Annotated in this window: 12 protein-coding genes and 1 tRNA gene; 6 read left to right on the forward strand and 7 right to left on the reverse strand. The window is 37.2% G+C overall.

Annotation, left to right across the window (positions count from 1 at the left end):
- Nucleotides 1-189: 189 nt before the first annotated feature.
- Nucleotides 190-1,569, forward strand: coding sequence for an amino acid permease (locus WBW42_RS03595; protein WP_031946772.1), 1,380 nt, complete (start codon nucleotides 190-192; stop codon nucleotides 1,567-1,569).
- Between the two features lie 79 nt (nucleotides 1,570-1,648).
- On the opposite strand, the gene nudC is transcribed toward WBW42_RS03595, so the two are convergent.
- Complete coding sequence (gene nudC, locus WBW42_RS03600; RefSeq protein WP_032056651.1) at nucleotides 1,649-2,428, reverse strand: NAD(+) diphosphatase; 780 nt, start codon at nucleotides 2,426-2,428, stop codon at nucleotides 1,649-1,651.
- Nucleotides 2,429-2,715: 287 nt separating this feature from the next.
- Between nudC and WBW42_RS03605 the strand changes: the two genes are divergently transcribed.
- Nucleotides 2,716-4,239, forward strand: a complete 1,524-nt coding sequence (locus WBW42_RS03605) for a cryptochrome/photolyase family protein (RefSeq protein WP_017386292.1) — start codon at nucleotides 2,716-2,718, stop codon at nucleotides 4,237-4,239.
- A gap of 4 nt (nucleotides 4,240-4,243) precedes the next feature.
- Nucleotides 4,244-4,384, forward strand: coding sequence for a DUF2256 domain-containing protein (locus WBW42_RS03610; RefSeq protein WP_077162469.1), 141 nt, complete (start codon nucleotides 4,244-4,246; stop codon nucleotides 4,382-4,384).
- Nucleotides 4,385-4,469: 85 nt separating this feature from the next.
- On the opposite strand, the gene WBW42_RS03615 is transcribed toward WBW42_RS03610, so the two are convergent.
- Nucleotides 4,470-4,724: a TIGR03643 family protein gene (locus WBW42_RS03615; RefSeq protein ID WP_017386291.1), complete on the reverse strand. Its 255-nt coding sequence runs from the start codon at nucleotides 4,722-4,724 to the stop codon at nucleotides 4,470-4,472.
- A gap of 308 nt (nucleotides 4,725-5,032) precedes the next feature.
- Between WBW42_RS03615 and WBW42_RS03620 the strand changes: the two genes are divergently transcribed.
- A tRNA-Arg gene (locus tag WBW42_RS03620) sits at nucleotides 5,033-5,105 on the forward strand.
- Nucleotides 5,106-5,118: 13 nt separating this feature from the next.
- Here the strand turns inward: WBW42_RS03620 and hchA are convergent.
- The 4 genes from hchA to WBW42_RS03640 form a co-directional block, all read right to left on the reverse strand.
- Nucleotides 5,119-5,994, reverse strand: a complete 876-nt coding sequence (hchA, locus tag WBW42_RS03625) for a glyoxalase III HchA (protein WP_032056652.1) — start codon at nucleotides 5,992-5,994, stop codon at nucleotides 5,119-5,121.
- A 205-nt stretch (nucleotides 5,995-6,199) separates the two neighbouring features.
- Nucleotides 6,200-7,210 (reverse strand): NAD(P)H-quinone oxidoreductase, encoded by a 1,011-nt coding sequence (locus tag WBW42_RS03630; RefSeq protein WP_080776805.1) that lies wholly within the window; start codon nucleotides 7,208-7,210, stop codon nucleotides 6,200-6,202.
- A 32-nt stretch (nucleotides 7,211-7,242) separates the two neighbouring features.
- Nucleotides 7,243-8,139, reverse strand: a complete 897-nt coding sequence (locus tag WBW42_RS03635) for an AraC family transcriptional regulator (RefSeq protein ID WP_032056654.1) — start codon at nucleotides 8,137-8,139, stop codon at nucleotides 7,243-7,245.
- 158 nt (nucleotides 8,140-8,297) lie between these two features.
- Nucleotides 8,298-9,116: an undecaprenyl-diphosphate phosphatase gene (locus WBW42_RS03640; RefSeq protein WP_002116515.1), complete on the reverse strand. Its 819-nt coding sequence runs from the start codon at nucleotides 9,114-9,116 to the stop codon at nucleotides 8,298-8,300.
- A 353-nt stretch (nucleotides 9,117-9,469) separates the two neighbouring features.
- Here WBW42_RS03640 and WBW42_RS03645 point away from each other — a divergent pair, with 353 nt between their 5' ends.
- Nucleotides 9,470-10,270 (forward strand): PaaX family transcriptional regulator C-terminal domain-containing protein, encoded by an 801-nt coding sequence (locus WBW42_RS03645; RefSeq protein WP_032056655.1) that lies wholly within the window; start codon nucleotides 9,470-9,472, stop codon nucleotides 10,268-10,270.
- 105 nt (nucleotides 10,271-10,375) lie between these two features.
- The gene (locus WBW42_RS03650; protein ID WP_017482120.1) at nucleotides 10,376-11,368 is read left to right on the forward strand and encodes a fatty acid desaturase family protein; all 993 of its coding nucleotides are present in this window, start codon (nucleotides 10,376-10,378) and stop codon (nucleotides 11,366-11,368) included.
- A 48-nt stretch (nucleotides 11,369-11,416) separates the two neighbouring features.
- On the opposite strand, the gene WBW42_RS03655 is transcribed toward WBW42_RS03650, so the two are convergent.
- Nucleotides 11,417-12,442, reverse strand: a complete 1,026-nt coding sequence (locus WBW42_RS03655) for an AraC family transcriptional regulator (protein WP_498478359.1) — start codon at nucleotides 12,440-12,442, stop codon at nucleotides 11,417-11,419.
- Between the last annotated feature and the right edge of the window lie 41 nt (nucleotides 12,443-12,483).

Here is a 12,483-nt window from a genome sequence, read left to right on the forward strand (position 1 = left end):
GAAAAAAAGTCTATCTGAAATTATATTTTTTAGAGTACTTTTCACTCGAAATAGAAATATTAAAAGCAAGATTATGATTTTAAATAGTTTTTATAATTACTTTTCAGTCACTGCTTATTAATTTGTAGTCTAGGCTAAAATAACTCCATCTATTAGAATAATTTACTTATTCATAGTGAGTGAAGACCTTTGACCAACGAATCTTCTACACTTCAACGAGGACTAAAAAATCGACATATCCAATTAATTGCTATGGGTGGAGCAATTGGTACCGGATTATTTTTAGGCTCGGCGCAAGTGATTCAATCTGCGGGACCATCCATTATTTTAGGATATGCCATTGGTGGCTTAATTGCTTTTTTAATTATGCGCCACCTGGGAGAAATGATTGTTGAAGAACCTGTTGCAGGATCGTTCAGCCATTTTGCGTATAAATACTGGGGGAAATTTCCCGGATTTTTAACCGGATGGAATTATTGGATACTCTACGTTCTGGTTGCGATGAGCGAACTCACCGCAGTGGCCAAATATATTAATTATTGGTGGCCTCATATTCCAGCGTGGACGTCTGTCTTATTTTTCTTTGTCGTGATTACGGCAATTAACCTAACAAACGTCAAATTTTATGGTGAGTCCGAATTCTGGCTCGCTATTATTAAAGTTGCTGCGGTCATCTCTATGATTGTTTTTGGACTCTATTTGCTATTTACAGCAGATGTAGGCTCAAATATTTCATTTAGTAACCTTTGGTCTCATGGTGGATTTTTTCCAAATGGCTTTAGCGGCCTCTTCTATATGTTGGCTTTCTTGATGTTCGCCTTTGGTGGTATTGAACTGATTGGTATGGCCGCAGCAGAAGCAAAAGATCCGAAAAAAACGATTCCAAAAGCAATTAACCAAGTCGTTTTCCGTATTTTGATTTTCTATATCGGTTCACTAGCGATCTTACTTTCATTAGTGCCATGGAACCAATTAGATCTTGGCGGTCTCGACAAAAGTCCATTTGTTATGATTTTTAGCCAAATGGGAATTGGTTGGGCTGCACACTTACTTAACTTTATTATTTTAACTGCTGCTCTATCTGTTTATAACAGTGGGATGTTTGCAAATAGTCGTATGCTATACAGCCTCGCTCAACAAGGGAATGCACCAAAAGTTTTTGCAAAAACCAATAAACAAGGGGTTCCTATTCCCGCTGTTTTACTTTCTGCTTTATTAATCTTTGGTTGTGTTCTTTTAAATTACTTTGTACCTGAAGATGCTCTTGGACATCTTATGTATGTTGTAGTTGGTGCACTTGTTCTAAACTGGGCAATGATATCAATTACACATTTGAAGTATAGACGCTTTGTTAAGCACGCGAATATTAAGACATCTTTTCCAGCGTTATGGTCGCCTTTTAGTAATTACTTAGTTTTAGCGTTTATTGCTGTGGTTCTCTATATTATGTGGACTCAAGGCTTCAAAGAGTCAGTAATGATGATCCCTATTTGGATTACTGCAATGCTCGTACTTTTTGACTATTTAAATCCTAAAAAACTAGATTCCATTGAGAATCCTGAAGAATAAATAAATCTAAAAAGCCATTGTCTAGACAATGGCTTTTTTATTTAAAACTATAAGATTAAAGCCATATCTGAATCTCAGTTTAAAGCCACTGCTTCGTATCATCAGCGACAGGTGTGCCATGAATAACGTGCATAATCATTGCATGAGCAATACTGCCCTTAAATGGAATTTCAGGTAATTGATTAAATTTGAAAAACTGAGCATCGCTAAGTTCTTTCTCCTGAATTTCAATTTCGTCCGCTTCATATTCAGCTTTAAAAGCCAACATTAAGTTACTCGGAAATGGCCATGGTTGACTCGCCAAATACTGAATATTCTTAATGTGTAATCCAACTTCTTCTAATGTTTCACGTCGAACAGCATCTTCTAGTGTTTCCCCTACCTCGACAAAGCCAGCAATTAAACTGTACATCTGGCTCGTATTTCTAGCATTTTTAGCCAGCAAAATCTCGTCTTCACCACGCGTAATAATGGTAATTACACAAGGATTGACCCTAGGATATTGATTAAAATTACATGCTAGACAAGTCATTGAATATTCAGTCTTATGCTGCTGGGTTTTATGTCCGCAACGACTACAAAACTGATGATTACGGCGCCACTCTAGCAACTGAAAAGCGCGACTTGCCTGCTCAAACTGAGATTTAGTCCAATACTGTAAGAGTTGGCGAATGGGTATGAACTGATATCCATTTGGTATAAGTTCGCTTTCTTGGAAATCTCTTGCTATTACTAGAGGGTCTGCTTGTATAGGTAAATCATATTCCTGCTGTTCAAGGCAAGGTAGATTAAAATTCGCATCAACCAAAAGTTGTTGCTGCTGAAAAATATAAGCAATAGGAAGGTTGTTGGTATCCATTTATATACTCGAGTGAAGAACCTTTCGATGGCCTCTATGGCTCCTTCAAAAGGATCAAGCTTAAACATATTTTTTAAAAATCTTACGCATACTGGCAAACATCTTCAATTCATTTAATTTGTATCTTTTTGATTAAAATCACATTTTATTCACGCGCGCTATGCTTTTAAGTTATATCTATGACTTTATAGCTAACTGACCAGTGATGAACTTAGAAGCTCTGCTTCACATAAAATTGATCTCTGAAAACTTAAACTAGTTTTAGTTCCATCTCATGAAGCAAAAATATGCGATTTGGTTTAATTCTGGGTGATCAATTAAATCACCAACTCGCAACGCTCAAGTATTTAAACCGTAATGAAGACGTTATTTTGATGGCTGAAGTGCTTGAGGAAACGTCTTATGTTGCTCATCATCCACAAAAAATAGCACTGATTTTTAGTGCAATGCGTCACTTTGCAAAAGAATTAAAAGCACAGGGCTGGAAAATCCGTTATCACACATTTAAGCGCGAAAGTCATATAAAAAAGTTAGTCGACTTTATTGCTTTGCAGCAGCAACACTTCTCGGCGAATACTCTCGTCATTACCCAATGTGGTGAGTATCGCTTACAACATGAAATCGAAACTTCATGGGCTAACAAGCTAAAACTACCTGTTATTTGTTTAGAAGATGATCGATTCTTTTGTACCGTAGAACAATTCAAGCAATGGGCAAACAAATATAAAACACTAAGAATGGAATACTTTTACCGAGAAATGCGCAAGCAAACTCATTATTTAATGCATGACCAACAACCCGTTGGCGGGCAATGGAACTTTGATCAAGCCAATCGAAAAGCTTGGTCAGGCAATCCACCTTTGCCACCAAAATTAACCTTTGAGCATGATCAAATTGATATAGATGTTATTCAACTGGTCAAGAAAGAATTTTCTCAACATATCGGCAATATCAACTCCTTTCAATGGGCAACAACCCGTCAAAATGCCCTACTTGCTCTAGATCATTTTATTTCTAACAACCTACCCCACTTTGGCGATTATCAAGATGCCATGGTTTATGGTTCAGATTTTATGTTTCATAGTCTGCTCTCGCCTTATTTAAATTGTGGATTGTTATTGCCAAAAGAAGTGTGTGACGCTGCCCAAACAGCTTATTACAACGGACAGGTTCCCTTAAATGCAGTAGAAGGATTTATTCGGCAGATATTAGGGTGGCGGGAATATGTGCGTGGAATCTATTGGTTGTGTATGCCTGACTATAGCGATCAAAATACCCTTCAAGCCAGCACGCCGCTGCCACAATATTACTGGACGGGTAATACAAAAATGGCATGTATGGCCGAGTGTTTCAGAAATACCTTTGCACATGGATATGCTCACCATATTCAGCGTTTAATGATTACAGGCAACTTTGCGCTTTTAGCAGGTGTAAACCCATCAGAAATTTGCGAATGGTATTTAGCTGTCTATGTAGATGCTTATGAATGGGTTGAGTTACCGAATACATTAGGTATGGCAATGTATGCAGATGGCGGCACCATGGCAAGTAAACCCTATGCTGCATCAGGTAATTACATACATAAAATGTCAAATTATTGTCAGCAGTGTACATATAACGTCAAAACCAAAACTGAACCAGACAGTTGTCCATTTAACAGTTTGTATTGGTATTTTATGAGCCAGCATGAGGCCATATTTCGTCAGAATCCCAGAATGTCGATGATTTATAAAAACCTTGATCGTATGAAAGATAAAGCTTCTGTCATGAAGCATGCAAAGTTACTTATTCATCAACTTGATGAGCTTTAATATCATGAAAAAACAGCATCTACCCCAGAAAATATGTGTCTATTGCCAACGCCCTTTTGACTGGCGAAAAAAATGGGAACGTTGCTGGGAAGAAGTAAAATATTGCTCTGAAAGATGTAAAAGACAAGCCCGTTCAAATAAGTAAATATTTCACCAGATTATTTTAACTGATTCAACACGACTCTTCATTGTTGAATCAGATGTATTTCAATTGGTTATATATGATGATGTTAAGCATATTTATACTGACGAGAGCAGTAAGCTCGTTCAACGGCTGGTGAACGTAATTGTTGATGTTTAGTTTTACGCCCTGCCATACGTTTACGCCAAAGTTTAAAACTATTGGTTTTCAGGTTATATCTCATTAAACGAATCACTTCGCTTTCACTTAAGCCATATTCTCGCTCAATTGCTTCAAATGGGGTTCGATCTTCCCATGCCATTTCAATAATTCTAGATAAGTCCTGTTCATCAATTTTTTTCATGCTATGCCCTTTTGAATTATAGGTAGCTAAATCTGATTTTTAACAAACAACCTTTCGGGAACAGTTTCATTTACTCAATTGCTTGTCTTAAACCTTTTCGTGTTTTGCTTCAGATCATAGAAAGATCAACATGAAGTTTTTGTGATTTTTTAGCTTTATAAACTGTTTTTCTACAGATATAAGTGTTTGAAACCGTTGAATGGTTCAACTTTATCTTTATTGGCCACTCTGGCAAAATTTTTAATAACTAAAACGTAAAAAAGCCATTGCCTTCGCAATAGCTTTTTTGTTTATAATCATAAAATTATGCGCCCTTAGCTTAACTGGATAGAGCAGTTGCCTCCTAAGCGACCGACGTGGGTTCGAGTCCCGCAGGGCGTACATATTTCATCACTTAATCCTTCACTTCAGCCAACAATGTTTCAGCTGCAAGTTTCCCTAAATTATTAGAAGCAAGCGGACTATCACCAGTTAGCAATTTACGGTCTCTATGACATTGACCTGTAATGCCCTTATTTAAAATTTCTACACCGAGTTTTTCAAGATTTTCACCCACTAACCAAGGTAAAGCTCCAGGCATATAACCAATATCAATATTTGCTCCTTTATCTAATGAATCAGGGAATACACAAATTTGATAGCCTTTAAAAATATAGTTTTCTGGCTGTTCATTAACTGCCGCAGCCAGTAATGAGGCTGGACCATGGCATAACGTAATAATAAATTTATCTTGTTCAACCGCCCATTTAAGAACTTTCTTTACCTCAAGACTATGTGGAATTTTAGCTAATACGCCATGCCCACCCAGAATAAATACAGCCGCATAGGGTGAGTTTTCACCAACTGCATTTTCTAAAATGTCAGCTAGTTTTAGCGGATTTTTTAATTTATCTGCATATTTCTGAAAGGTATCTAACACCACTTGTTCTTGCTTTGGCATTGCCCACATTTCAAGTTTGGCTGGATTTCCTGAAAGTGTCGCAATATCAATTTCGAAGCCTGCATTATCTAAATGAAACATCGGTAAAAGCATTTCTACAGGATGGTTACCTGTTGAAAAGAACTTACCGTTTTGCATCTGGATGTAACGTTCATCAGTTGCAATCATTAAGACCTTTTTATTGCCTGTATACGGCGTTGAATAAGTCGTACCATCGTAATCGGTTTTAGGAGCAGTATATTGACTCAGTGAATAAGGTGATGGGAAAAAGGCATTATCTTCAGCCAAATCTGGAGTAGGATTTTTATCATCAATATTTGCAGTATTCATTGTTACTATCCTTTTTCATCAGTAAGGAAAGAAATAAGGTAAAAACCAATTGTTATTTCTTACTCAATTTATAGGTGAAGTTATAGAAGTGGTGCAATCTGCCAATAGAATTTGGCAATTTTTATAGAGAAATAGGCAGAATCTAGAATTATAAAATTCAGTTTAGGCGAACCTGTCGTTCGCCCAAACTTCAATGATTACAGCGTTACGCATTCATTTCTAAAACGATCTTTCCAATATGATCACCTTGTTCCATACATGCGTGAGCACTTTGTACATCTGAAAAAGCATACGATTTATAGATTTGCGGTAAACATTTACCTTGAGCCAATAATGGCCACACATGCTCACTCAAAGATTGGGCAATTTGTGCTTTTTCTTGGCTATTACGTGCTCGCATCGTTGAACCCGTAATTGTGGCACGTTTTAAAATCAGTTTTTGTAAATCAAATTCTTTTGCGATTCGTCCCCCCATAAAACCAATAATGACCAATCGGCCATCACGTTTTAATAGATTTAGGTTTTTCGTGAAATAAGAACCACCTACAATATCTAAAATGACATCAACACCTTGACCTTGAGTGTGCTTCAAAACTTCCTGCTCAAAATCTTGGGTTTTATAGTTAATTGCTGTGGTGAAACTAGAGAGTGCTTTAATTTTATCTTCACTACCAACCGTAGCAAAAGTTTTAATCCCTAAAGCTTGGCAAATCGCTAAAGCTGTGGTTCCAATACCACTTGCCCCACCGTGAATCAATGCAGTTTCATGTTTCTTTAAACGGCCAATATCAAATAGGTTTGCCCAAACCGTAAAAAATGTTTCCGGAATCGCAGCAGCTTGTGTAAAAGATAAATTTTCAGGAATTGGTAATACTTGAGTTGCTGTTACCGCACAGTACTCAGCATAACCACCGCCATTTGTTAGGGCGCAAACTTTATCTCCAACCTTGAATTGATCGACTTGTTCACCTACAGCAACCACGACACCAGCGACTTCAAGTCCGGGTATTTGAGTAACACCTTTAGGCATTGGATATAAACCCATACGCTGCAATACATCAGGGCGGTTAATTCCAGCAGCCTTTACCTCAATTAAGACTTCATCTGCTTGAGGTGCTGGAATATTTGCATCTTGAACTTTTAGAACCTCAGGTCCACCAGGAGCCGTAATTTCAATAATTTTCATGGTTGTTGGAAGGGTCATATAATGCTCCATGTTTGATTTATATTTCAAAATACTAATCTACGTTAAATAATTGAAGACTTGGGTGGAACTCCAAACAGTCGCTTAAATTCTCGGCTAAATTGAGAAGCACTAACATATCCAACTTCATAGGCGGCTTCTGCGACTCCCATTTTATTGTTCGTGATTAACTCGCGTGCCTTATGTAACCGAGTAATTTTGATGTACTGTAAGGGCGAATAATTCGTCACCTTTTTAAAAGTTTGATGAAAAAGCGATATGCTCATGCCCGCTTGTTTCGCCAACTCTTGAACCGTTAAGTTATGATAATAATCACGTTGAATAATTTCACAAATGGTGTAAATCACGCCATTTCGACTTGCCATAGCCGATAAGCTCTCGACTAGATTGCCGCCTGAAGCCTGCACCACACGATAAACCAATTCTCTTTTAACTTGCTCACCCAATATAAAAGTATCTTGTTTAGAACGAAGTAAATTGAGCAATCTGAGAGCAACATCTGAAATGGTGGCATTCATGTCAATCACTCTAAGCCCACAGCTTAATTTTAAATCTTTTGAATGAGCATCTTCAGTAACCACTTGTTGCTGTTTATCCATTTTAGTAATGAGATCAGCTATCATTTGTGGTTCAAACTTTATTGCGATTGCCAACATGGGTTCATTATTTTCAACTACAGTATCGCAATCAAACGGTATTGCAATTGAGATAAATAAGCACTGTCCTTGTTGAAACTGAAAGATTTCTTTACCAATATATCCGCGCTTTAACCCCTGTATCACTAAAACAATTGAGGGTTCTTGCAGCACGGCAATAGGTGGTGTGGAATGATCTACACGCATTAAAGTGATATTAGAAATAAAAGTAGGATAGAGGCCTTCTGCTGGAGCCAAGTGCAAAAATGCATCGACCAAATGTTCTGTAAGATGATTTTGCGGCATAGTTTTATTGTGAGAGATAATCTAATAGTCAATATAACAATGAACCCAAAATGAAAACATCTGTCTTACGTTTACTTTGTATAAATAGGCAATCCAAATCAATTTTTAGGCATAAAAAAACCTAGAGCATTCTAGGTTTTTTCACTTTATCAGGCTATTTAAGCCGATAAATTAAAGAACATTGCTGCAATCAAAATAATTACACCGAGGACAATTCGGTACCAAGCAAATACACGTAAAGTGTGACGTTCTACAAACAGTACCAATGCTTTTACAACAAACAGCGCGGCAATAAAAGCAGCAACGAATCCCACCCCAATATTAACCATATTGTCTGAGGTCAATACGTCAGCATTTTTAATCAAGTCAAAAGTCGCAGCCCCCAGCATGGTCGGCATAGCAAGGAAGAAAGAAAACTCTGTAGCAGCTTTGCGTGATAAACCTGCAAACATTCCGCCTACAATTGTTGCGCCTGAACGCGAAGTTCCCGGAATCATCGCCACACACTGAGCAAGACCTACTAAAAGTGCTTGTTTAAAAGTAATTTTAGTTGCATCAAGTGTCTTATGTTCAAACTGTCTAGATTCAACCCAGAAAATGATCAGGGCGCCGACAATTAAGGCAATCGCAACCACAATTGGGCTAAATAGAACACTTTTAATAAAGTCGACAGCTAGAACACCAATAATGACTGCTGGAAAGAATGCAATAAGCACACTAATCGCAAAATGACGTGACTCCACATCACCGCTAAAGAATCCCTTAATCAAGTTAATAATTTTTTGTCGGTATAACCAGCACACTGCCAAAATAGCACCTAACTGGATTACGACCTCAAATACACGACCGCCGTCTGAGTGGAAATCGATAATATGACCAAATAAAATTAAATGGCCTGTACTCGAGATAGGTAAAAATTCAGTTAAGCCTTCGACAAAGCCTAAAAACAGTGCTTTTATAACTTCAAAATTTTCCATAACTTGCTCAAAGAAAGTTAATCATTAGAACGACCTAAAATTTGTTTTATCGAAATTGGTAAGTCCCAAATTAGACTTAACACATGTTCAATATCAGATCATTTCTAACGTTTGTGGTTATTGCCCCTAGTTAAAGGCAGTTTATTTAAAGTGCGATAATGTATCACATCATGATGACAAACTTGGGTTAACTATCGTAAAAAGATAAAACTTGGTTAAGAACTGCCAAAGTTTTTCTTGTTATAGACAAAGCTTTTTACCTTTACTTACTCTACAAAATGATCTTAAAAAGTCCTTAAAAAAACATGATATTATTCTGATCAAATGCAACTCATATCAAAAATTCAATCTGAATGAAAAATATCAAAATTAATGCACGCCATCTCATTATCGATTTATTTCTTTCCTCTGCTTACCCTCAGCTCACGATTAGACAAATATTAATTGCCGCTAAACTTTTTAATATGAGTGACAACGGTATTCGTGTGGCTACGACTCGGCTATTAAATGAAGGCATGATAGAAAGTGTAGAACGCGGTATTTATCAACTTTCGCCATCAACCAAAGAATGGGCAAAAGTCATTTTGAATCGTAAAAATGGCATTAAGCAGACTAAAGAATGGCAACAACACTATCTGGCAGTATTTACGGGGACATTAGGTCGTATTGATCGAACCGCTTTAAAAAAGAGAGAACACGCTTTACGTCAATTTGGTTTTAGAGAACTCGAAACTGGAATTTATATACGTCCAGATAATTTAGCGTATAGCTTTGAAAAAACATGTGAAGAGCTCATTTTAGCGGGTCTTGAAAATGAAGCTAAAATTTCTATTATTCAAAAATTTGACGCAAAAACAGTTGCGTTAATTCCTTCCTTGTGGGATACCAAGCAGCTTGAAAAAAACTATGAAATGTATAGTCAAGATATCCAAGAATGGCTTTTGAATTATAAAAATTTATCCTTAAATGAGGCTGCTACCCAAGCTTTATTATTAGGACGTGAAACCATTACCTTACTCATGAATGATCCTCTACTGCCTTCTCCATTTGTTGATGAACATGCCCGCAATCAGTTTGCTCAAAATGTACAACAGCTCGATTCGATTGGACAAAAGCTATGGCAGAAACTTTATGAAAATGAATTAGCCCACTAAAGGGCGATTTATTTTTTTACAAACAAATATTTCACATTTTAAAATTTTATGATTATATTTGTAATATAAGATATGGATACCAAAATCTGATTTGGGAGAATAAAAATGAATGCACAAGTGAGTGTGACCGATCTATTTAGCAGAGAAGAAATACAAGAACTCACACAACCCTCAGATATATACGGTGCTTGGGCTGTTGCAAGCACATGGGCCGTTATTGGCGGAACATTTGCAAGCTTAATCATGATGTGGGATTACTTACCTAGCTGGGGCAAATTACTTGCTTGTATGCTAGCTTTAGCTATATTGGCAGGTCGCCAGTTATGCCTAGCAATTTTGATGCATGATGCATCTCATAAAAGCTTATTCAAAAATAAAAAAATAAATGACTTTGTAGGTGAATGGCTATGCGCCCGTCCAATCTGGAATGATCTACAAAAATATCGCGTACATCATGTTCGTCATCATGCAAAAACCTCTACTCCAGATGACCCTGACCTTTCGTTAGTTTCTGGTTTTCCTGTAAGCAAAAAATCTCTTACTCGTAAATTTTTACGCGACTTAACAGGTATGACAGGATTAAAGTTTAGCTTTGGTCGAGTGTTAATGGACCTAGATTTAATGAAATGGACTGTTGCAAATGATCAAGTCTGGCTAGATCGAAGCAATAAAGATTTCGTTGACTATGCCAAAAGCCTAATAAAAAACAGTAGCGGAGCTATTGCAATCAATGTAGCTCTTTATGGTGTTTTAAAAGCTTTTGGTCAGCAACGGTTTTATTGGTTATGGCCTTTAGCGTATTTGACACCGTTTCCTTTATTTTTAAGAATTCGCTCAATGGCCGAACATGCAGGTATGCAAACGAGTAATACAGCTTTAACCAATACCCGTACTACACGTGCAGGTTGGATTGCTAGAAGTTTTGTAGCGCCTATTCATGTCAATTACCATATGGAACACCATTTAATGGCTTCGGTGCCCTACTTCAAACTGCCGCGTATGCATCGTCTATTGAGAGACCGCGGCCATGTTCCAGTACCACCTAGCTATTTTGAAGTGATTGAATCACTCTCATCTAAGCCAGAACAATCTACTTAATTGACTTAAATCATAAATGAAAAGCCACGAATTTAAATTTGTGGCCCTTTAATTTGAATCCGCCATTTTATGCTGGCTTTGGAAATATTTAGGCGTTACTCCCATCCAGCGCTTAAATGCACGGGTGAAGTGAGAAGTCTCGGCATAACCTAGCATTAAAGCGACTTTTTCGATCGACATGTTATTTTGAGCTAAAAGTTTCTGGGCATGCTCCTTTTTGAGAGAGTCTACCAAGAGGGTAAAACTAGTATCATCAAGAGCTAAATAGCGTTGCAAAGTTCGCTCTGACATATTCATGATATGAGCCACTTGCCCAACTTTTAATGTCTCAATCTCCCCATTCAAAAGCAATTTTTCGGCAACTTGTTTGACTTGTCCTTTCCAACCACTTTTTAAGTTTAATTTCTCTATATCCCGCTTACATTGCGCATTTAATAACGGCGCTAGCATTGGGTCTGCCGTTAATACAGATTGTGCTAAATACTCTTTTGGAAATATCCAACGATTACCCTTTTGGTTAAATAAACAAGTCACAGCCAGTTGATGACTGATTTGGTCAAAACCTATCGGCTCTGGCATTTGTAATTCAACTTTTCCCAAATGAGAAAGCCCTGTTAATTTTTTCGCAATTTGAACAAAACCGAGTAACAAAAAAATGTTGGCATTTGGGCTCAGTTGAAATGCACTGACAGGCTGATGAATTGACCAACATGCATCATTATTTTCTTGTTTTAATTCCGGTTTAAAAACCTTACAACGTGAAGCAATGAATTGTTCAAGTATTTTCAATGCTTCTCCTAAATTTGGAGAAACTATGGCAGCCATTCCGACTGAACCATAACATGAAGCCGTCATACTTAAAGCTAAATAACCTGCTAGTGCTGGCTCTTTGCATAACTCGATTGCCCGTTCAATAAACTGATTTAAGATATTGAATTCAACATACCAGTAAGGCTTTTCTAATTGGTCTAAAGTTATTCCACTACCATTTAAAAGCTGCTCACCAGAGACACCCCACCGCTTAACAGTCTCAACGATTAAATTAATATAAGTTCCGGGTAATTCTGGATTCATAAACAACCCATATGAGCAAAATAAAATGGCGTAAAATGGTA

This window comes from Acinetobacter sp. LT1, assembly GCF_059800965.1.

Bases quoted from the DNA above. Each gene is read 5' to 3' on its own strand.
- nudC (WP_032056651.1), bottom strand. From the start codon at position 2,428: ATGGATACCAACAACCTTCCTATTGCTTATATTTTTCAGCAGCAACAA.
- WBW42_RS03605 (WP_017386292.1), top strand. From the start codon at position 2,716: ATGCGATTTGGTTTAATTCTGGGTGATCAATTAAATCACCAACTCGCA.
- WBW42_RS03610 (WP_077162469.1), top strand. From the start codon at position 4,244: ATGAAAAAACAGCATCTACCCCAGAAAATATGTGTCTATTGCCAACGC.
- WBW42_RS03615 (WP_017386291.1), bottom strand. From the start codon at position 4,724: ATGAAAAAAATTGATGAACAGGACTTATCTAGAATTATTGAAATGGCA.
- hchA (WP_032056652.1), bottom strand. From the start codon at position 5,994: ATGAATACTGCAAATATTGATGATAAAAATCCTACTCCAGATTTGGCT.
- WBW42_RS03630 (WP_080776805.1), bottom strand. From the start codon at position 7,210: ATGGAGCATTATATGACCCTTCCAACAACCATGAAAATTATTGAAATT.
- WBW42_RS03635 (WP_032056654.1), bottom strand. From the start codon at position 8,139: ATGCCGCAAAATCATCTTACAGAACATTTGGTCGATGCATTTTTGCAC.
- WBW42_RS03640 (WP_002116515.1), bottom strand. From the start codon at position 9,116: ATGGAAAATTTTGAAGTTATAAAAGCACTGTTTTTAGGCTTTGTCGAA.
- WBW42_RS03645 (WP_032056655.1), top strand. From the start codon at position 9,470: ATGAAAAATATCAAAATTAATGCACGCCATCTCATTATCGATTTATTT.
- WBW42_RS03650 (WP_017482120.1), top strand. From the start codon at position 10,376: ATGAATGCACAAGTGAGTGTGACCGATCTATTTAGCAGAGAAGAAATA.
- WBW42_RS03655 (WP_498478359.1), bottom strand. From the start codon at position 12,442: ATGAATCCAGAATTACCCGGAACTTATATTAATTTAATCGTTGAGACT.